A 20102-nucleotide genomic window follows, 5' to 3' on the forward strand; every position below is an offset into this window, starting at 1 on the left:
CCCGGGCAGGCTGGACGGACGGGAAGCCGGCCCGCCCCGAGTCCGTCCCGAGCCCGCCCGAGTACGCCAGGACACCCGCCGCCTACGGGCGCAGCGCGCGCAGCAGCAGGTCCGCGAGGTGGTCGGCGACCTGCTGCGGCGTGAGCGGGCCGTCCTCGCGGTACCAGGTGGACAGGTGGTGGACGGACCCGAAGTGGTAGTCCACCACCAGGTCCGCGGGTGTGGCGGTGGAGAACACCCCGGTGCGCTGGCCCTCCTCGATCAGCGCCCGGAAGCGCTCGTGGTAGCGCCGGCGCTCCGCCCGTACCTGCTTGAACTTCTCCGGGCTGAGCTGGTGCATCGACCGGAAGAAGATCATCGCGTCGTCGAGGTTCTCGATGGTGGTGACGACCACGTCGGCCGCCGCCGCGCGCAGCCGCTCCTCGACGGGTGCGTCGGATGCGGCGACCGCGTCGAGCCGCTGCTGCTGGAGGCGCAGCATGCGCGCGTACACCTCGTGCAGCAGATCGTCCTTGGACCCGAAGTAGTGGTAGAGCGCACCCTTGGTGACCCCGGCCGCCTCGACGATCTCCTGAACGGAGGTGCGGTCGTAGCCGCGTTCGGCGAACAGCCGGGTGGCGACGGCCAGCAGCCGCTGCGGTACCGGGGCTTCGTGCGTGCCTTCGGGCTCCGTGGTCCTGGCCGCCATGGCGCTGACCTTCCCTTCCATGTCCTTCGTCTTCCCCCGCCGTCCGTACGACCGTCCGACTGTTTTCAGCCGCGGTCGCGCAGCTCCCGTCGGAGGATCTTGCCACTGGTCGTCTTCGGAAGGACAGGCAGGATCTCCACCTGGCGCGGGTATTTGTACGCGGCGATGCGCTCGGCGCAGTGGGCGGAGAGCTCCGCCGGTTCGGCCGAGGTGCCGGGGCGGAGACTGACGTACGCCTTCACGCTCTCCCCGCGGTAGGTGTCCGGGACGCCGACCACGGCCGCCTCGCGCACGGCGGGGTGGGTGTAGAGCACGTCCTCGACCTCCCGCGGCCAGACCTTGAAGCCGGATGCGTTGATCATGTCCTTCTTGCGGTCGACGACGTAGAGCCAGCCGTCCGCGTCCATGAAACCGACGTCGCCGGTACGCAGTTCTCCGTCCGGGAAGGCCTGGGCGGTGTCGGCGGGCAGGCCCCAGTAGCCGGGTACGACCTGGGGGCCGCGCACCGCTATCTCGCCGGTCTCGCCGAAGGGGACCTCCGCGCCGTGTTCGTCGAGGATGCGGACGACCGTGTCGGCGCCGGGGACGCCGACCGAGAGGGTGCCGGAGGCGGGGTCGACGGGGGCTTCGCGGTGCGCGGGGACCGAGGCGCAGGGGGCGGTGCACTCGGTGAGGCCGTACCCGTTGCGGAGGTAGAAGCCGAAGGCGGCGCGCAGGCGTTCGACGAGCGCGGGCGGCAGCGGGGCGCCGCCCGAGGAGATCACCTGGAACGAGGCGAAGTGGTCCGGGGTGACGTCGGGGTGGGCGGCGAGGGCCATGAAGGCGGTGGCAGGACCGACGGTGTAGGCGGGCCGGTGTTCGAGGAAGGCGTCGAGGACGACGCCCGCGTCGAAGCGGTGGGCGAGGACGAGGGTGCCCGCGTTGGTGAAGCAGGCGGCGAGCTCGCAGACCATGCCGGTGATGTGGAAGAGGGGCGCGAGGGCGAAGTAGGCGGCGCCCTCGGGGAGGGGGTGACCGGTGACCTGTCGTATGGCGTTGTACGTGAGCGCGCCGTGCGGGTTCACGGCCCCCTTGGGGGTGCCGCTGGTGCCGGAGGTGTAGCTGATGAGGGCCGTGTCGGCGGCGGTGAGCCGCGGGTCGTCCGGGGCGGGGTGGCCCCGGCCGGCCACGGAGGTGAGGTCGGCTGCCTCTGCGACGGACCGGGCGGCGGGGGCGGGCGGAGCGGCCGGAGCGGTCCGAGCGGGCGGGGCCGTCGGCTGCGGGTCCCGCGCGGGGGTGAACAGGCGCGGGTCGTCGCGGGTCTGGAAGTCCCGGTCGCGGGCGGTCAGGGCGATCCGTACGGCACTGTCCCGCGCGGCTTCGCGCAGGTACGCCGTCCACGCCCGGCCGTCGCAGACCAGCGCGGCGGCCCCGGAGTCGCGCAGGATGTGCCCGACCTCGCCGGACTTGTACATCGGATTGAGCGGGACGACGACCGCCCCGGCCTTCCAGGCGGCCAGGACGGCGAGCACGAAGTGCGGGGTGTTCTGGAGCATGACGGCGACGCGGTCCCCGCGACGGATGCCGTGTGCCGCCAGGTGACCGGCGACGGAGTCGGAGAGCGCGTCGGCCTCGGCGTAGCCGATCCGGCCGTCGAAGTAGGCCAGGGCGGTGCGTTCGGGGGCCCGGGCGACGGCGTCGCGGAAGGCGTGCAGGACGGTGGGCCGCGGTGCGACGGGTGCCCGCTGGGCCGGGCTGAGCAGCCCGAGCCAGGGCTGGGCGGCGTACCGGGATCCTTGACCGCGACCGACGGCGGTGGGGACGGCGTCGGCTACGGCGGCGGCCGGAACCGTGTCGGGGGCCGGAGCCGTGTCGGGGGCCGGAGCCGAGGCGAGGCCCAGGCCGGGGGCCGCGTCGGGCGTCATGGGGTCTCCCACTTCTGCTGGAGGTGGTTCATGCCGCTCAGCCAGCGGTCCGGCTCGGTGGCACGCGCGGCGTAGAAGTCCGCGACCTCGGGGTGCGGAAGGATCAAGAACCGGCCCTTCTCCATGCCGTCGAACAACGCGTCCGCGACCGCTTCCGGCTCGATCGCGGTCGGCTCCAGGACGAGTTCGCCCGCCGAGCCCGCGGCGGTCAGCATGTCGGTGCGCACGCCCTGCGGGCAGATGGCGTGGACCTGCACACCGCGGTGGCGGTAGGTCAGCGAGAGCCATTCGGCGAAGGCGAGTGCACCGTGCTTGGTGACACTGTACGGCGCCGCTCCGATCATGGTCAGCAGTCCGGCGGCGGAGACGGTCGACAAGAAGCGGCCGCTCTCCCGCTCCAGCCAGTCCGGCAGGAGCAGCCTGGCCGCGCGGACGTGGGCCATGACATTGACGTCCCAGGCCGCCTCCCAGACGGCCTCGTCGGCGAACGCGTCCCCGCCCGAGGCGAGTCCGGCGTTGGCGCAGTAGATGTCGATCGTTCCGCCGAGGGCTTCGCGGGCGTCGGGCACGATCGCGGACGCGTCGCCCGGCACCGGGATGGCACGTGACCCGATCCCGCCCGCGACCGCGGCGGCCTTGGCGGCGTCGAGGTCGTTGACCACCACCGTGGCGCCCTCGGCGGCGAAGCGCCGGGCGAGGGCGGCGCCGATGCCACCGCCCGCGCCGGTGACGACGACTCGCTGGTCCTGGTACTCGCTCACGGGGATCACCTTTCATGGCCGACTGCCGGTTGCCGGACACCGGATTCCCGGCAGACTAACCAGTCGGTATGTACCGGCGGAAGGGGGCGGGGGCGCGCAGCGTCGGCGGGGCAGGTCCGCAGCGGGGCCGAGCGGCTCGCCGTGGAGGAGGTGCCTCGTACGGGCCGGACCGGTACCGCAGCGGCGTACGCGGTTGGCCGGGCCGGGAAGGCGACCGCGCTCGCGCCCGCCCGGACGGTGTGCGAGGAGCAGTACGGGTGAGCCGGGCCCGCCCGGGCACGAGCCTGGGGCAGGCAGAATCTGGCGGACGGCATCTGGCCGCGCGGGCCCGGCAGCAGGATGCTGGTTTCCCGGGGCGCGGCGCGAAGGGGGAAGTCATGGCAGGTGGAACGGGCATCGGGGTGGGTCCGTACGCGGAGCTGACCTTCGACTCCGAGGGGGACGTGAACCAGGCCACGCGCCGCGCGGTGGAGCAGTTGGAGGCCACGGACCTGCTGGTCTTCGCGCACGGCTGGAACAGTGACCGGTCCACCGCCACCCGGCTGTACGACCGGTTCTTCGCGCCCTTCCCGGGGCTGGTGGGGCCGGACGTACGGCTGGGGTACGTGGGAGTCGTATGGCCCTCCATGCGGTTCTCGGACGAGCCGATCCCGGACTTCGACCCGCCCGGCCTGCTCACGGCACCCGGCTCGGGGACGGCACTGGACGGCGCCACCCGGGACGCGCTCGGGGAGTTCTGGCCGGGGCGGCGGTCGGAGCTGGACCGGGTGGCCCAACTGCTGGAGGAGCAGCCGGAGTCGGAGGCCGCCTTCATCGAGTTCGGTGCGCTCGTACGGGAGCTGGCCGGGGTGGACGCCGTGCACACCGTGACCGCGCCGGCGGTGCCCGCCATCTTCGTCGCGGACGTGCTGGAGGTGTGCCGGGCCCTCACCCTCGGGCTGGTCGAGGCGGGCGCGCTGCCCCCGGACGCGGGCGGGCGCGCCCTCGCGGTCGGCGGCGGGCTGCGCACGCTGTGGAGCGGAGCCAAGGAGTTGCTGCGGCAGGCGACGTACTACCGGATGAAGAAGCGGGCCGGGGTGGTCGGCGAGCGCGGCCTGGGTCCGGTGCTGGCGGAGCTGGCCGGCCGCCGCCCGGCGCTGCGGATCCATCTGGTCGGGCACAGTTTCGGGGCGCGTTTGGTGTCCTTCTCGCTGCGCGCGGTGCCGGACGGGGCGCGGTACATCGCCTCGCTGACCCTGCTTCAAGGCTCCTTCTCCCACTACGCGTTCGCCGACCGCCTGCCGCACGACAAGGGCCGCGGCGGCGCCCTGCGCGGCCTCCAGCGGAGGGTCGCGGGGCCCGTGGTGGCCTGCCACTCCCCGCATGACTCGGCCCTCCGGGTGTTCTATCCGCTGGCCTCCCGGACGGCAGGGGATTCGGCCGGTCTCCTGGGCTTCGACGAGCGGTGGGGCGCGATCGGGTACGACGGGGTGCACGCGGTTCCGGGCACGCCGCGGCTGAGCCTCGACGCGGTGCTGCGCGAAGGCGTGCCGACGGCCGGGTGCGTCAGCGTGGACGCGGGATCCGTCGTCCGGCGCGGCGGCGCCCCCTCGGGGGCGCACAGCGACATCTGCCACGAGGAACTGGCCCGGGTCGTGGTCGCCGCGGGGCGTATGGGGCGCTGACTTCCGGCCATGTGCCACCCGCACGCCTCGACCGCCCCCGCATGCGCCCACGTCCGGCCGGGCATGTTGGGCACATCGTGTGGTGCCGGCGTGGCGCGCGGCGGAGGTGAAGGTGTGATGGCGGGATTCCGGAGTCTGGCCTACCAGGTGCGCGACGCGCGCAACGACCGGGCCTTGCGGCGCCATTCGCTGCGCCGCTGCCTGGAGCGGTTCGCGCCCTACGGGCACCGGGCGACCTGGTGGCATCTGTGCGACCGGCACGGCATCGCACCGGAGGACAGGGCGGCCGATCCGCGGCGGCTGGTCGCCGCGCTGGAGGAGTTGGAGGAGGCGCGGGCGGTCTGGCTGGAGTACGAGCGGCACTTCGCGGAGCGGCGGCGACGGGAGAAGCACCACGGATTGCGCCGCCCGGAGTGGGCGTGGGGCGGGAGCGGGGACGCGGTGGTGCGGTGTGCGGATCCGGGGGTGCGGCCGGAGGGGACGCTGGGCGAGGTGCTGCGGCGGCTGGTGAAGGCGCTGGAATCGGAGCCGGGGACGGTGTGCCCGGTGTGCGGGGACGGGGAACTGCGCTGGCAGGCGCCGGTTCCGGAGCAGCGTACGGGAGCGACGCGGCCGGGTCACGAGCCCCGGCCAGGGCCCGGGCAGGGGCACGGGCAGGGGCAGGGGCACGGGCACGGGCCTTGGGAGGGAGCCTGGGCGTGGGACGGGCCGGTGTGCGCGGGCTGCGGGATCGTGGTGCCGAGACCGGCGCTGGCGGATACGCCGTCGGCGGGCGCGGCGTGAACTCGGGGCCGGGCGGCGCGTGAACTCCGCGTCAGAGGGCGCGGCGTGAACTCGGGGCCGGGCGGCGCGTGAACTCCGCGTCAGAGGGCGGTGCGGGGGCCGGGGTCGCGCCAGAGGGCGGTGCGGGGGCCGGGGTCGCGCCAGAGGGCGGTGCGGGGGCCGGGGTCGCGTCAGAGGGCGGTGCGGGGGCCGGGGTCGCGCCAGAGGGCGGTGCGGGGGCCGGGGTCGCGTCAGAGGGAGAGCCGCAGGGGTCGGTACGGGCACCCGCGTCGGTGCCGCTGCCCGGGCCCATGCCGGTACCGGTGCAGGCCTCGTTGAACGGATCCCGGTCTGCCGCCGACGGCCCGGCCGTGCCGTTGTCCCCCGGCGATCTGGTGGCTGCCGCGCTGGGGGCGGTCGCCGCCGGGGCCCGGGAGGTGCTGGTGCACGCGCGGACCCCGTGCGGGCGGGAGAGCCTCTCGCCGCGGGTGGTCGGCCCGCTGCTGGAGGCGGTGCGCCGCGCGGGAACCGGCGTACCGCTGGCGGTGTCCGCGAGCATCGGGGCCGAGCCCGACCCCGCGGGGCGGCGGGAGCGGGTGCGGTCCTGGACGGTGCTCCCGGACCGGGCGGCGGTGCACTTCGCGGAGCCGGGGGCACGGGAGCTGGCGGAGGTCCTGCTGGCGCGCGGGATCGCGGTGGACGCCGTGGTACCGCTCGGCGGATCGGCCGGGCCGGAGCCGATGGCGCGGTTCCTGGCGTGGCCGGTGCGGGAGCCCGGGCGGGTCCGGCTCGTGGCCGAACTCGCGTCGGCCGGTCCGGTCCTGGTGGCAGGGCTGCGCCGGCTGCCGCCCGTGGCGCTGTTGCTGTACGGGCGGGAAGCCGCCGCTTGGCCGGTGCTGCGGCTGGCCGCGCGGTGCGGTACCGCCGCGCGGATCGGCGTAGGAGACGTACTGCACCTGCCGGACGGGCGGGCGGCGCGGTCGAATGCCGAGTTGGTGGCGGCGGCGCGGGTGGCATGGACGGAGTCGGCGCGGGCCCGGCTGACGCAGGCGGAGTGACGCGGGGCGCTACAGCCGCGAGCCGGTGAGCCGTTCACCGAAGACGTCGTCCGGGTTGGACAGCGCGCAGTTCTCCAGCGAAAGGCAGCCGCAGCCGATGCAGTCGGTCAAGTGGTCCCGCAGTCGCCCGAGTTGACTGATCCGGTGGTCGAGTTCGGCACGCCAGGCCTCGGAGAGGCGGGCCCAGTCCTCCCGGTTGGGCGTGCGTTCCTCGGGGAGCTGGGAGAGTGCCTCGCGGATGCTGGCCAGCGGGATGCCCACGCGCTGGGCGGCGCGTACGAAGGCCACGCGGCGCAGCGCGTCGCGGGTGTAGCGGCGCTGGTTGCCGGAGGTACGGCGGCTGCTGATCAGGCCCTTGGACTCGTAGAAGTGGAGCGCGGAGACGGCTGCGCCACTGCGGGCGGACAGCTGGCCGACGGTGAGCTCGTGGATTTTCTCGGGAATCTGCGGCACCAGGCCGAGGGTAGTCGGAGGTCCGTTGACATACACATGAGGTCCCAGCATGCTGAGCAAGCGCTTATTCAACCAGCGCTGACGTGTCAGCGAGAGGCAGGAGCAGGGCATGGCCGAGCCGAGGGTCTTCACATCCGCCGAGGAGCTGCGCGCCGGGATCGGCGCGCCGCTCGGCCCCAGCGGATGGCTCGAGGTGGACCAGAAGCGGATCGACCTCTTCGCGGATGCCACCGGCGACCACCAGTGGATCCACGTGGACCCCGAGCGGGCGGCCGCCGGACCCTTCGGTGGCACCATCGCGCACGGCTATCTGACGCTCTCGCTGCTGCCGAGCCTGGTGCCGCAGATCATGCGGGTCGAGGGCATGAAGATGGGCATCAACTACGGTGCGAACAAGGTCCGTTTCCCGGCGCCGGTGCCGGTCGGGTCACGGCTGCGCTCCACCGCCGTGATCACCGAGGTGGTGGAGGCGGGTGGCGGCGTACAGGTCACCGCCACGGTCACGGTCGAGCGCGAGGGCGGCGACAAGCCGGTGTGTGTGGCGGAGTCGGTGTCCCGCTACTACTTCTGAGGCTGCCGAGGCCCGTCGGCGGGCCGGGATCCCACCATGCGCAGGACGAGGTCGGCGTAGAGCGCGCCGACCTCGTCGGGAGTGCGCCGCCCGGCCACGCTGAACCAGCGGGCCACGTCGATGCAGAGCGACAGCACGGCGAGGGTGGTGCCGGGGACGTCCGGGACGTCGAACTCCCCCGCCGCCACGCCGTCGGCGAGGATGCGGCGTACGGCCGCGTCGCTCTGCCGGCGCAGGGCCACGATCTCGGAGCGGTGCTCCGGGGCGAGCGCGTCGAGCTCGTACTGGACCACTCGCGCGGTGGTGTGGTGCGCCGCGTGCCACCGTACGAAGGACCGTACGGCGGCGTCGAGCCGCTCGGCCGCCGAGCCGGACCGGTCGGCGGCCGTCGTCAGGATCTCCAGCGCCTTGTCGTGACCGATCCTGCTGATCCGGTGGAGCAGCTCTTCCTTGGTCTTGTAGTGGATGTAGAGGGCGGCCGGGCTCATGCCGGCCCGTCCTGCGATGTCACGTGTGGTGGTGGCGTGATAGCCGCGTTCCGCGAAGGCCTCGACGGCGGCGATGAGCAGCCGCCGCGCCGCGTCGGGGGTGACCTCGGACCACGGCTGGTAGCCGCCGGCCGTCTCCGCCGCGCTGTCCATCGCTCACTCACCCTCTTCGCCGTGTAGGAAGGAACACCCTACCGGAGGGTGAGCAAGCGCTTAGCTCTGGTGGACCGTCTCCCGGGACGAGAACCGGCTACTTGGGCGAGAAGGGGTCGAACTCGGCCATCATCTTCTCCATCCGGGCCTGGTCGACCCGGCTGACGATGCGGGTGGCCTCCTGGCGGTCGCGGATGACCTTGGCGAGGGTGAAGGCCGAGGTGGTGAGGTAGAGGACGGCGATGCCGAGGAAGGCGCGGACCCAGCCGTTCGCGTCCAGGTGGTAGATGCCCAGGCCGACCGCGCTCATGGCGATACCGAAGGAGGCAACGGCCTGGCCGTAGTACGCCCCCGTGTTCTGCTGCTTGACCGGCGTCTCGTTCATGGGTCCAGCATCGGGCTCGCGCGGTCGGGGCACATCCGCACGCCTACTCATGCGCGTACTCAGCCCGCAACGGCCCGACGGCCAAGGCCAGCTTGGGCGCATGGCATCAGAACGCGGAGACTCCGGTGAGAGCGCGGCCGATGAGCAGCTTCTGGATCTGGCTGGTCCCCTCGTACAGGGTCATCACGCGGGCGTCGCGCAGCAGCTTGCCCGCCGGATACTCGTCGATGTACCCGTAACCGCCGTGGACTTGGAGGGCGTTGCCCGCGGCGCGGACGGCGGCCTCGGAGGCGAAGAGCTTGGCGGTGGAGGACTCGGTGGCGAAGGGCCGCCCGCGGTCGATGAGGTCGGCGACCCGCCAGGTCAGCATCCGGGCCGCGTCCACGTCGACGGAGATGTCGGCGATCAGCTCCTGGACCAGCTGGTGATGGGCGATCGGCCGGCCGAACTGCTCGCGCTGGGTGGCGTACGAGACGGCCGCGTCCAGCGCCGCCTGCGCGATGCCGACACAGCCCGCGGCGACCGACATCCGGCCCTTGGCCAGCGCCGCCATGGCGACCGAGAAGCCCTTGCCCTCGGGGCCGAGCATCGCGGACGCGGGCACGGGCACGTCCTCGAAGGCGAGTTCGGCGGTGGCCTGGCCGCGCAGGCCGAGCTTGCCGTGGATCTCCCGGCGGGTGAGGCCGGGCGCGTCGGTGGGGACGAGGAAGGCGGAGACCCCGCGGTGGCCGGGCGCGTCGTTGGTACGGGCGAAGAGCAGCACCACGTCGGCCCAGGTGCCGTTGGTGATGAACGTCTTGGTGCCGCTGACGACGTACGAGTCCCCCGCGCGCACGGCGCGGGTGGTGAGGCTGCCCGCGTCGGAGCCGGTGCCGGGCTCGGTGAGTCCGAAGCAGCCGAGCGCGTCGCCGGAGCAGAGGCGGGGCAGCCAGGCGTGCTTCTGCTCCTCGGTCCCCCAGGCCGCGACGGACTTGGCGACCAGGCCGAGGGAGACGGAGACGATGCCGCGCACGGCGGAGTCGCCGCGGCCGAGCTCCTCGGTGACCAGGACGTAGGCGAGGTGGTCGCCGCCGGAGCCGCCGTACTCCTCGGGGACGGTGAGGCCGAGGAAGCCGAGCGCGCCGAGCTTCTTCACGATGGCCCGGTCGACGCTCTCGGCGCGGTCCCACGCGGCGGCGTACGGGACGACCTCGCGCTCGGTGAACTCGCGGGCGAGCCGGCGTACGGCGGCCTGTTCCTCGCTCAGCTCCAGATTCACCGGGCACCTCCGGGCGGGTCCGGCGCGTTAACTAGCACCGGTAGTTTATGGCGGGCAGGCCCTACTATGTGGCGCATGGCCAGACCGCGCAAGCCCCTCCTCAGCAGAGCCCTCATCGTCGAGGCGGCCGGGGCGCTGGTGGACGCGGAGGGACTGGAGGCGGTGTCGACGCGGCGGCTGGCGGCCGCCCTGGGGGTCAGCGGGCCGTCGCTGTACAACCACTTCCGTACGAAGGACGAGATCCTGGACGCGGTGGCGGACGCGGTGAGCGCGCGGGTCGACTTGTCGATGTTCGAGGACGGCCGGGAGTGGCGCGGGGCCTTGTACGAGTGGGCGCACTCGTACCGGGGCGCCCTGTTGGACCATCCGAACATCGTGCCGGTGCTCGCGCGGGGGCCGGGCCGTCGGCCTGCGGGGCTGCGGCTGGCGGACGCGGTGTTCGGCGCGATGACGGCGGCGGGCTGGCCGGCGGCGCACGCGACGCGGATCGGCGCCCTGATGCGGTACTTCATCCTGGGCTCGGCGGTGGGTTCCTTCGCCCGGGGTTTCGTGGACGACGAGACGGCGTACGACCCGGCGGACTACCCGCACTTGGGCCAGGCCCATCTGCTGGCCGAGCGGCAGCGCGCGGTGGACGAGGGCGCCTTCGAGACGGGCCTGGCGGCCCTGCTGGACGGGCTGGCCCTCCAGTACGAGGCACTGCGCGAGAAGGCGTGAGGGGCGACGGGCGCTGACGGGGACGGCCCGCCGCGCGGGCGCGGAGCGCACACACGGTGGGCCGCCACCCTGACGCCCCGCTCGGGCGGCGCCACCCGGCTTCGGGACTGGCGCCGCCACCCGGCCGGGCCGGGTGGCAGCGCCCGGCCCGGTCCCGGCACTGCTACCGGGCCCGGGACTGGCACTGCCACCCGGCCCGGGACTGGCGCCAGCGCCCGGCTTCGGGCTGGGAAGACCTTCGGTACGGGAAGACCGTCGCTACGAGAAGACGACGAGCGAGCGGCCGCCCTTCCCCGCCAGCATCGCGTCGAAGGCGGCCGGGATGCCGTCCAGGGTGATGCGGTCGGTCACCATCGCGCCGAGGTCGAGGCGGCCCGCGCGGACGTGCTCGGCGATCAGCGGGAGATCCCGGGCGGGGTCGCTGTTGCCGTAGACGCAGCCGGTGAGCGTGCGGGCGAAGTGGAAGATCTCCAGGGCGTGGAAGGTGACCTGCTGCTCCTTGCCGCCGATGCCGACGACCGTCGTGCGTCCGCCGCGGCGGGTGGACTCCCACGCTCCGCGGATGGTCTCCGCCCTGCCCACGCATTCGACGGCGACGTCCACGCCCTGGCCGGCGGTGAGGGCCCGGATCTGCTTGGCGGTGGTGTCGCAGGCGAGCACGAAGTGGGTGGCCCCGGCCGCGCGCGCCAGTTCCTCCTTGGCCGGGGAGACGTCGACGGCCACGATCGGCCCGGCTTGCGCGATCCGGGCGGCCTGGAGGGCCGCCAGGCCGACCCCGCCGACGCCGAAGACGGCGACGGACTCGCCCGGACGGACCTGGGCGCTGTGGTGGACGGCGCCGTAGCCGGTGAGGACGGCGCAGCCGAGCAGGGCGGCCTCGGCGAGCGGAATCCCGGCGGGCGCGGGCAGCACGCAGTTGGCCGCTACGACCGTCTCCTCGGCGAAGGCGGCCACATTCAGTCCGGGGTGCAGCTCGGTGCCTTGCGCGTCATGCGCGTAGACGGCGCCGACCCCGGCGAGCGCCTTGGCGCAGAGCCAGACCTCGCCGATGGTGCAGTGGTGGCACTCCCCGCAGGAGGGGGCCCAGTTGAGCACGACGCCGTCGCCGGGGGCGACATGGTTCACGCCCTCCCCGACGGCGAGGACCGTGCCCGCGCCCTCGTGGCCGAGGACGGCGGGAAGGGGCACCCGCATGGTGCCGTTGGTGAGGGAGAGGTCCGAGTGGCAGACCCCGGCTGCGGCGAGCCGCACCCGGACCTGCCCGGGGCCGGGATCGGGCAGCACGATCTCCCGTATCTCCAGCGGGGCTCCGACGGCGGGCAGGATGGCGGCGCGGACCATGGTCGTCGTCTCCGTCTTTCCGGTGCTGAGGGCGGTGAGCTGCTCAGGGCTGCGGGCTGAGCGGCCGTGAGCTGTTAAGGGCTGCTGAGGGCTCTGGGGACTGCGGGGGACGGCTCAGAACTGCAGGGACTTGGTCTGCAGGTACTCGGCCAGACCGTGCCGGCCCAGCTCGCGGCCGACACCCGACTGCTTGTAGCCGCCGAAGGGCGCGAGCACGTTGAAGCGGCCGCCGTTGATGTCCACCTGCCCGGTGTCCATGCGGCGTGCGAAGGCCACGGCCGTCTCCTCGTCCGCCGCCCAGACCGCGCCGCCCAGGCCGTAGACGGTGCCGTTGGCGATGCGCAGGGCCTCCTCCTCGTCCTCGTAGGGGAGGATCGACAGCACGGGGCCGAAGATCTCCTCCTGGGCGATGGTCATCTCGGGTGTGACATCGGCGAACACCGTCGGGGCGACGAAGTACCCGGTCTCGTGCGGGGCGTCGGGTCCGCCGGCGACGAGGCGCGCGCCCTCCTCGATGCCCTTGGCGATGTATCCCCGGACGCGCTCGTGCTGCTTGGCGTTGACGACCGGGCCCAGGCGGGTGCCCGCGTCGCGGGGGTCGCCCGTGGGGTACTTGGCGACGGCTGCGGCCGCGAGGGAGACGGCCTCTTCGTACTGGTCACGGTGGACCAGCATGCGGGTGAGCGCGTTGCAGCTCTGGCCGGAGTTGTTCATGACGTGGCCGACACCTGTCGCGACGGCCTTGGCCAGGTCGGCTCCGGGCAGGATGACATTGGCCGATTTGCCGCCCAGTTCGAGGGCGACCCGCTTGACGGCGGCGCCGGCCGTGGCGCCGATCTGCCGGCCGACCGCGGTCGAGCCGGTGAAGGAGACGAGGTCGACACCTTCGTGCGCGGCCAGCGCCTGCCCGGCGACCGGGCCGGTCCCGGTCACCAGGTTGAAGACTCCGGCCGGGATTCCCGCCTCGTGCACGGCTTCGGCGAAGAGCTGTGCGGTCAGCGGGGTGTCCTCGGCCGGCTTGAGGACGAGGGTGCAGCCGGCGGCGAGAGCGGGCGCCACCTTTGCAACGACTTGGTGCAGCGGGTAGTTCCAGGGCGTGATGGCTCCGACGACACCGACCGGCTCCAGCAGCACGGTGGACGTCCCGATCCGCTCCTCGAAGGCGTACGAGGCCCCGAGCTCGGCGAACGAGGAGGCCACCGCGATCGGCGCCCCGACGTGGACCATCTCCGTGAATCCCAGCGGGGAGCCGAGTTCGGCGGTGATGGTCTCGGCGATCTCGCTCTTACGGGCGATCAGCACATCGCGGAGCGCCCCGATCAGGGCCGCCCGCTCGGCCGGAGCCGTGGCCGCCCAGCCGGGAAGGGCGGCGCGGGCCGCGCGTACGGCCGCGTCCACGTCCTCGGCGGTGCCGGCCGGTACCCCGGCGATGACCTGTTCGTCGGCCGGATTGACGACCTCTATCCGGTCGCGTCCGGCGGCGGGCCGCCATTCCCCGCCGATGTACATCCCGTCGTGGGCCTTCATGGCATTCCTCCCGAGCACGCACCAGCGCGTAGACCTGACCTCGCGAACACCCTACAAACTAGCGCCGGTAGTTTTCGGCGCGCCAGGGGCGATGGGGATCAGATGATGCCGAAAAGCATCCCTGCCGCGAGGACGACCAGGGAGGTCAGGGCGGCCCATTTCACGGTGAAACGGGTGTGGTCGGCGAATTCGACCTTGGCCATGCCGACGAGGACGTAGACGGCCGGAACCAGTGGGCTGGACATGTGCAGGGCCTGGCCGACGAGGGAGGCGCGGGCGATTTCGAGCGGGGAGACCCCGTGCGCCGCGCCGGCCTCGGCCAGGACGGGCAGGACGCCGAAGTAGAAGCCGTCGTTGGACATGAAGTAGGTCAGCGGCAGGCTCAGCAGGCCGGTGACCAGGGCCATGTGCGGGCCCATGCCCTCGGGGATGGCGCCCACGAGCCAGTCGGCCATGTGCTTGACCATCCCGGTGCCGGTGAGGACCCCGGTGAAGACGGCGGCGGCGAAGACCATGCCGGCGACGTTCAGGACGTTGTCCGCGTGGGCGGCGATCCGGGCCCTCTGGTCGGGCATGTGGGGGAAGTTGACGGTCAGGGCGAGGGCGGCGCCGAGCAGGAACAGCACCGGGATGGGGAGCAGCTCCGTGATCATCGCGGTGAGGAGGGCGATGGTGAGGCCGGCATTGAACCAGTAGAGGCGCGGACGCAGGGTGGCGCGGTCGGGGTCGAGCCCCTGGAAGCCGTCCGCCTGCGGGGTGGCGGGGGACCCCTGCCAGGCGGTGGCGGTCCCCGGGGTGGTCGCGGATCCGGCGCGGCCCGGGTCAGCGGGGGACTCGGCCGGGCCGGCGCCGACACGGGCAGCGCAGGAGCCGGTGTCCACGGCGCCGTCACCGGTGGCGGCGTGCTCGCCGGAGGTGCCCGCACCCGCGCCCGGCGCGGCCGCGACCAAGTGCGCCTTCGCACCATCCGCTTCCGGCAGCTCCTCCTGGCCGGGCAGCACCAGGACACCGACCCGGCGCCGCTCCTTGAGGCCGAGGACGTAGGCGAGGACGAAGACGAAGAGCAGGCCCACCGCGAGGGCCGGGATCATCGGGACGAAGATGTCGGCGGCGTCGAGCTTGAGGGCGGTGGCGGCCCGAGCCGTGGGACCGCCCCAGGGCAGCGTGTTCATGACGCCGTTGGCCGTGGCGGCGACACCCGTCATCACCACGAGGCTCAGGCCGAGCCGCTTGTACAGCGGATACATGGCAGAAACGGTGATCATGAAGGTGGTGGATCCGTCCCCGTCGAGCGAGACGATCGCGGCGAGGACGGCGGTACCGACCACGACCCGCATGGGGTCGGCTTTGCAGAAGCGCAGGATGCCGCGCACGATCGGGTCGAAGAGGCCGGCGTCGATCATCACGCCGAAGTAGACGATGGCGAACATGAGCATGGCGGCGGTCGGCGCGAGTTTGCCGACCCCGTCGATGACGTAGTCACCCAGCTGCGCGCCCTGTCCGGCGAACACGCAGAAGAGCGCGGGGATGAGGACGAGGGCCGCGATGGGCGACATTTTCTTCATCATGATCAGGACCAGGAAGGTCGCGATCATTGCGAAGCCGAGGAAGGTCAGCATGGAGGGAACGTAGGCGCCGCCTCCTTATGCCAACAAGACGTCTACGCGTGAGCAATACGAGCAAAACCCCAGCTCAGGGCAGGGGTACTAGCTCGACGGGGAAACCGTTGAGCACCGCCGTGCCGGACAGCGGGTCGAGTCGGCTGCCGTCGAGAAGCTGATTGACGTTGACGCCGGGCTCCCCCGAGGCCACCGAGAGCCGGGTCCCCGCACGGTCGTGGCCCCAGCCGTGCGGAAGGCTCACCACGCCGGTGCGGACGGCATCGGTGACCTCGACGGGAACCTCCAGGCTTCCGCCGTCGGCCGTGATCCGGGCTCTGCCGCCGTCGACGAGGCCCAGCCGGTCGGCGTCCTGCGGGTGGATGTGGAGAGTGCATCGGTTGGAACCTCCGACGAGGGCCGGAACGTTGTGCAACCAGCTGTTGTTGGACCGCAGATGGCGGCGGCCCACGAGCACCAGGGCGGCGGGGCGGTCGGCGAGCGCCTCGCGCAGCCTGGGGAGCTCGGCCGCGATCGGGTCCGGGAACAGCTCGATCCTGCCGCTGCGCGTCCTCAGCACGCCCGGGAGCCGGGGCCGCAGCGGGCCCAGGTCGATGCCGTGCGGGTGCGCGAGCAGCCGCTCCAGGCTGAGCTGCCCCTCGGGCTCGGCCCCGACCCCGGCGCCCCCGCCGGAGCCGAGGTCGGTGCTGTCGTGGGCGCTGAGCTCGGCGCTGCCGTAGGCGCCGAACCGGTCTCCGTACGGCCCGAGTCGGAGCATCAGGTCGAGACGGCGTCCGGGCCCGCTCTCCCCGGTCAGCAGTCCGGCCAGGCGCGCCGTGCTCTGGCCGTGCAGCGGGGATCGCGGATCGGCGGCCTCCTTGGCCAGGGTGGCCTGGATGGCCAGTTCGTCGACGGCGTCCGGGCCGGCCGAACCGTGCATGCCGGAGACGGCGAGGATAAGGCGCGCCTGGATCTCGCACTCGTCCATCCGTCCTTCCTCCAGCGGGATGGCGGCAGGGGTCCAGCGGACCTGGTTGCGCACGGCGAAACCATTGAACGCGAAGTCGAAGTGCGCGCTCTGCGAGGGCGGCGGCGGTGGCAGTACGACGTGGGCGTGGCGTGAGGTCTCGTTCAGGTACGGGTCGACGGACACCATGAAGTCGAGGCCGGTCAGCGCCCGGTCGAGCCGGTCGCCGTCGGGCGCGGACAGCACCGGGTTCGCGGCGATGACGATCAGGGCGCGGATCCGCCCCTCCCCCGGTGTGTCCATCTCCTCCGCGAGGGCGGCGGTGGGGAGTTCCCCCTTGGCCTCGGGATGGCCGGACACCCGGCTCGACCAGCGGCCGAGGGTGAAGCCCTTGCCGGGACCGGCCGGCTGGGGCGCGCGAGCGGTCGCGGAGAGCGGGAAGAGGGCCCCGCCCGGTCGGTCGAGGTTGCCGGTGAGGATGTTGAGTACGTCCACCAGCCAGCTGGCGAGCGTGCCGTACTCGGCGGTGCAACTGCCCATCCGCCCGTAGACGGCGGCGGTGGGCGCGGCCGCGAGCTCGCGGGCGAGGACGCGGATCTCGGCGGCCGGGAGGTCGCAGGCGGGGGCTACGGCCTCAGGAGTGAAACTCCCGAGGGCGGCGGCGAGTTCCCCGAGGCCTTCGATCTGCTCCTCCAGCGCACCGGGGGCGGCCAGCTTCTCGGCGAGCAGCGTGTTCGCGAGGGCGGCGAGGAGCAGCGCGTCGCTTCCGGGGCGCGGCGCGAGGTGCCGGTCGGCGAGCCGGGCGGTACGGGTGCGGCGGGGGTCGACGACGACCAGGGTCCCGCCGCGGGCGCGCAGGGCCTTGAGCCGGCCGGGGAAGTCGGGCGCGGTGCACAGGGAGCCGTTGGACTCGACCGGGTTGGCACCCAGGAGCAGCAGGAAGTCGGTGCGGTCGAGATCGGGGACCGGGATCGCGAAGGGGTCACCGAAGAGCAGTCCGCTGGAGACGTGCTTGGGCATCTGGTCGAGCGTGCTGGCGGTGAAGAGGTTCCGGGTGCCGAGGGCCTTGAGGAGCAGCGGCGGATAGAGGGCGCCGGCCATGGTGTGGACGTTCGGGTTCCCCAGGACGACGCCGACCGACTGGGGCCCGTACTCGCGCACGAGGGCGGGGACCGCCTCGGCGATGGCGTCGTAGGCCTCCTCCCAGGTGGCTTCCTGGAGTCGGCCGTCGCGGCGCACGAGGGGCGTGCGCAGACGGTCGGGGTCGGCGTCGAGTGCGCCGAATGCGGCGCCCTTGGGGCAGATGAAGCCGCTGCTGAAGACGTCGTCGCGATCACCGCGGGCGCCGGTGACGGCCGAGCCCTCGATGGTGAGGGTGAGGCCGCAGGTGGCCTCACAGAGGGGGCAGATGCGCAGGGCGGTGCGGGGCATGGGCGCTCCAGGGCGACAGGCTGCGGCACGGACACGCGGGCGGACCGAGCATACCGACCGGTAGGGACGGAGGGGAGGGTCTGCACGGACCGGACCGATGGCCGAGGCGGCGACGTGGCGGTGCACTGAGGCGGGGGTGGGGCGGGGCGGGCGAGGCGGGGCGAGGGCGGGGCGAGGGCGGGGGCGGCGAGAGGGCGGCGGGGCGGGCTGAGAGGGCGCGGGGTCAGTCGAGAACGCGTGCGAGGTAGGCCTGCATCATGGCCCGGGTTTCGGCGACGATGCCGGGATCCCCCGCCGGATCGGCCCGGAAGGCCAGCTGGATCAGCGCGTCGGTGGCCTCGACGGCGACCAGGACCGCCCGGCGCAGGGTGGCGTCGGGCGTCAGGCCGAGGTGTGCGCAGAGCAGTTCGGTGAGGCGGACGGCGACTTGGTGGTTGGGGTCGGCCGCCGGACCTTCGGGCGGCGGCGCGGGCACGCCGAAGTCGACGAGCGCGAAGCCGGGGGCGTCGCGCTTCATCGCCAGGTACTCGTCCAGCACGGCGTCCACGACGGGCCGCCAGTCGGTGACCGGCAGCTCGGCGAGCCGGTCCGCGATGCCGTCGGCGTACCGGTCGAGGTTGCGGTGGGCGAGGGCGATGGCCATGGCCCGCTTGTTTCCGAAGAAGCGGTAGACCGAGCCGATCGGCACGCCCGCGCGCAGGGCGACGGCGCGGGTGCTCAGGTTCTCGTATCCGGTTTCGTCCAGGAGTTCGGCGCAGGCGTCCAGGATCCGGGCGAGCCGGTCGGCGCTGCGCTGCTGGACGGGCGTACGGCGCATGGGGTGGGCGGGAGGCACGGGGTCCATCATGCCGCTCCTCGCTTCTCGGTCGGCAGGGGCCTCAGTTCAGCAGGAGGCTCAGCCCGCCGATGGTGTACGTGATCATCAGCGCGAGCAGCGGGAGTTGGCCGGCCACCGCTTTCGCGGGTGGGAAGAGGCGTACGGAACGGTCGTGGGCTGCCACGACGCCGAGCACATGGCCCGTGACGACGGCGATGACCTGGAGGGCGGCGAGGGCCCCGGAACCCAGTGGTGGAGCGGATTCCGGGGCCTTGTCAGTGCCGAGTGCCATGCTTACTGTGCGTGGTCCTTCGGTTACGAGGAGGGAGAAGTAGTGGGCGATGAGATAGCCGAGTGCGATCGGTACGAGTGAGTGCGCGAAGGCGGTCAGCGGGCCGGGGTGCGGGCCGCAGACAAGGCGGGTGGCCGCCGCGCAGAGGCAGTAGAGAGTGGCGACGAGGGCGACGGAGCAGAGAAGTCCGAGTGTGGCCGTGGGGGTGCGGCCGAGGGGGGAGGTCTGTATCGCGTTGATCCATGAGGGGTTGTCGGAGAAGCCGTCGTAGGCGGTGGAGCCGAGCAGGACGCAGACGGTGGCGACGAGTCCGGGCCGCTCGGGCGTCGCGTCGAGTCCGTGGAAGGGGTTGCGCACAACCAGACGGCCGTCGCTGCGACGGCCGAAGGGGGAGAGCCTGGCCAGGAGGTCGGAGTACGCCTCGAAGGCGTCTCCGTCGGCGAACCAGCGCTCGCCGAAGCGGGCGGCGAGCAGCAGCTGGACCGTGGTGTAGGCGGTGAGGGCGAGGAGAAGGGTGGTGGTTGATGCGGGGTCGGGAGCGACGAGTTCCAGCCAGGTGAAGGCGAACAGCCCGGCGGCGGCGGGCCATTGGCCCAGCCGGGCGGGAAGGGGGCGGTCGGGGTCGCGTCGGCGCAGCCCCCGGCAGAGCAGGCGGTGCAGGGTGCGGAGCGGGTTGAGCAGGCGCCAGATGGGGCCGAGGAGGAGGGAGGCGGGGACGAGTCCGACCCAGAGCAGGACGTAGACGGCGCCGGGAGCGGGGTTGCGCGCGGGGTCGTCGGGACCGAGGAGGAGGTGAAGGAGGACCGCCAGCGCGGCGGCGAGCGCGAGCCCGCGCAGAGCGGTGCGGGTGGCCGGAGCGTCGGCGGCCCGCTGGAGGGCGGCGGGCAGGGCGAGCCCCGAGCGGTCGCCGCGGAAACGGGAGGTGGACCAGAGCAGGCCGAGCGCGAGAAAGGAGACGAACAGCGCGGTGAACGCACCGGCGAAGGCGTAGAAGGGAGAGATCGGCAGATCGTGCTGGGACCCGATCCCGTGTGCGAGAGCGGTAAGCGGATCAGCCAGGTACGGGACCATGCCCTGGCCGTCCCCGCCACCGCGGGTGCCACCTCCGGCGCCACCGCCACCGCCACCGTCGGCGCCCGGCGCGGGCCATTGCGCGATGAGGCTCACCACTGGCCCGCCAAGGTCGGTACTCCGCCGCGGTCTTGACCCGGCGTCCCGGACTGGGGCCCGAGTCCGGGGGGCCGGCGGCTCACGGCGGCCGGCCGGG

Annotated in this window: 18 protein-coding genes; 5 read left to right on the forward strand and 13 right to left on the reverse strand. The window is 73.2% G+C overall.

Going from position 1 to position 20102, the window contains the following annotated elements:
• Positions 1-82: 82 nt before the first annotated feature.
• The 3 genes from ABZX75_RS27790 to ABZX75_RS27800 form a co-directional block, all read right to left on the reverse strand.
• The gene (locus tag ABZX75_RS27790) at positions 83-688 is read right to left on the reverse strand and encodes a TetR/AcrR family transcriptional regulator (protein ID WP_355415264.1); all 606 of its coding nucleotides are present in this window, start codon (positions 686-688) and stop codon (positions 83-85) included.
• Between the two features lie 65 nt (positions 689-753).
• On the reverse strand, positions 754-2592 hold the full coding sequence (locus ABZX75_RS27795; protein WP_355415203.1) for an AMP-binding protein: 1839 nt from the start codon (positions 2590-2592) through the stop codon (positions 754-756).
• On the reverse strand, positions 2589-3362 hold the full coding sequence (locus tag ABZX75_RS27800; protein WP_355415205.1) for an SDR family oxidoreductase: 774 nt from the start codon (positions 3360-3362) through the stop codon (positions 2589-2591). The genes ABZX75_RS27795 and ABZX75_RS27800 overlap by 4 nt, the downstream gene beginning before the upstream one ends.
• Positions 3363-3730: 368 nt before the next feature.
• Between ABZX75_RS27800 and ABZX75_RS27805 the strand changes: the two genes are divergently transcribed.
• The 3 genes from ABZX75_RS27805 (at position 3731) to ABZX75_RS27815 (ending at position 6837) form a co-directional block, all read left to right on the forward strand.
• On the forward strand, positions 3731-5017 hold the full coding sequence (locus ABZX75_RS27805; RefSeq protein WP_355415207.1) for a serine-threonine protein kinase: 1287 nt from the start codon (positions 3731-3733) through the stop codon (positions 5015-5017).
• Positions 5018-5134: 117 nt separating this feature from the next.
• The gene (locus ABZX75_RS27810) at positions 5135-5800 is read left to right on the forward strand and encodes a hypothetical protein (protein ID WP_355415209.1); all 666 of its coding nucleotides are present in this window, start codon (positions 5135-5137) and stop codon (positions 5798-5800) included.
• Between the two features lie 290 nt (positions 5801-6090).
• Positions 6091-6837 (forward strand): 3-keto-5-aminohexanoate cleavage protein, encoded by a 747-nt coding sequence (locus ABZX75_RS27815; protein ID WP_355415211.1) that lies wholly within the window; start codon positions 6091-6093, stop codon positions 6835-6837.
• 9 nt (positions 6838-6846) lie between these two features.
• Here ABZX75_RS27815 and soxR read toward each other — a convergent pair whose 3' ends face one another.
• Positions 6847-7290, reverse strand: a complete 444-nt coding sequence (soxR, locus tag ABZX75_RS27820; protein WP_355415213.1) for a redox-sensitive transcriptional activator SoxR — start codon at positions 7288-7290, stop codon at positions 6847-6849.
• A 109-nt stretch (positions 7291-7399) separates the two neighbouring features.
• On the opposite strand from soxR, the gene ABZX75_RS27825 reads away from it, so the two are divergent.
• Positions 7400-7861 carry a MaoC family dehydratase gene (locus tag ABZX75_RS27825; RefSeq protein WP_355415215.1) on the forward strand — a complete coding sequence of 154 codons (462 nt, stop codon included), beginning with the start codon at positions 7400-7402 and terminating at the stop codon, positions 7859-7861.
• Here the strand turns inward: ABZX75_RS27825 and ABZX75_RS27830 are convergent.
• The 3 genes from ABZX75_RS27830 to ABZX75_RS27840 form a co-directional block, all read right to left on the reverse strand.
• Entirely contained in the window at positions 7852-8502 is a 651-nt protein-coding gene (locus ABZX75_RS27830; RefSeq protein WP_355415218.1) for a TetR/AcrR family transcriptional regulator, read from the reverse strand. The two genes, ABZX75_RS27825 and ABZX75_RS27830, sit on opposite strands and share 10 nt — an antisense overlap.
• Before the next feature lie 97 nt (positions 8503-8599).
• Complete coding sequence (locus ABZX75_RS27835; protein WP_355415220.1) at positions 8600-8887, reverse strand: YiaA/YiaB family inner membrane protein; 288 nt, start codon at positions 8885-8887, stop codon at positions 8600-8602.
• A gap of 106 nt (positions 8888-8993) precedes the next feature.
• A complete protein-coding gene (locus tag ABZX75_RS27840; RefSeq protein ID WP_355415222.1) occupies positions 8994-10145 on the reverse strand; it encodes an acyl-CoA dehydrogenase family protein in 1152 nt (383 codons plus the stop codon).
• Between the two features lie 75 nt (positions 10146-10220).
• Between ABZX75_RS27840 and ABZX75_RS27845 the strand changes: the two genes are divergently transcribed.
• Positions 10221-10862 carry a TetR/AcrR family transcriptional regulator C-terminal domain-containing protein gene (locus ABZX75_RS27845; RefSeq protein ID WP_355415224.1) on the forward strand — a complete coding sequence of 214 codons (642 nt, stop codon included), beginning with the start codon at positions 10221-10223 and terminating at the stop codon, positions 10860-10862.
• 258 nt (positions 10863-11120) lie between these two features.
• Here ABZX75_RS27845 and ABZX75_RS27850 read toward each other — a convergent pair whose 3' ends face one another.
• The 6 genes from ABZX75_RS27850 to ABZX75_RS27875 form a co-directional block, all read right to left on the reverse strand.
• Positions 11121-12203 carry a Zn-dependent alcohol dehydrogenase gene (locus tag ABZX75_RS27850; protein WP_355415226.1) on the reverse strand — a complete coding sequence of 361 codons (1083 nt, stop codon included), beginning with the start codon at positions 12201-12203 and terminating at the stop codon, positions 11121-11123.
• 114 nt (positions 12204-12317) lie between these two features.
• Entirely contained in the window at positions 12318-13730 is a 1413-nt protein-coding gene (locus ABZX75_RS27855; protein ID WP_355415228.1) for an aldehyde dehydrogenase family protein, read from the reverse strand.
• 98 nt (positions 13731-13828) lie between these two features.
• Positions 13829-15349 carry a citrate:proton symporter gene (locus ABZX75_RS27860; protein ID WP_355415230.1) on the reverse strand — a complete coding sequence of 507 codons (1521 nt, stop codon included), beginning with the start codon at positions 15347-15349 and terminating at the stop codon, positions 13829-13831.
• A 73-nt stretch (positions 15350-15422) separates the two neighbouring features.
• Complete coding sequence (locus tag ABZX75_RS27865; RefSeq protein ID WP_355415232.1) at positions 15423-17726, reverse strand: molybdopterin oxidoreductase family protein; 2304 nt, start codon at positions 17724-17726, stop codon at positions 15423-15425.
• Between the two features lie 223 nt (positions 17727-17949).
• Positions 17950-18570, reverse strand: coding sequence for a TetR/AcrR family transcriptional regulator (locus tag ABZX75_RS27870; protein ID WP_355415266.1), 621 nt, complete (start codon positions 18568-18570; stop codon positions 17950-17952).
• A gap of 34 nt (positions 18571-18604) precedes the next feature.
• The gene (locus ABZX75_RS27875; protein WP_355415268.1) at positions 18605-19906 is read right to left on the reverse strand and encodes a hypothetical protein; all 1302 of its coding nucleotides are present in this window, start codon (positions 19904-19906) and stop codon (positions 18605-18607) included.
• Between the last annotated feature and the right edge of the window lie 196 nt (positions 19907-20102).

This window comes from Streptomyces sp. NPDC003038 (genome assembly GCF_040611115.1).
Classification (GTDB): Bacteria; Actinomycetota; Actinomycetes; order Streptomycetales; family Streptomycetaceae; genus Streptomyces.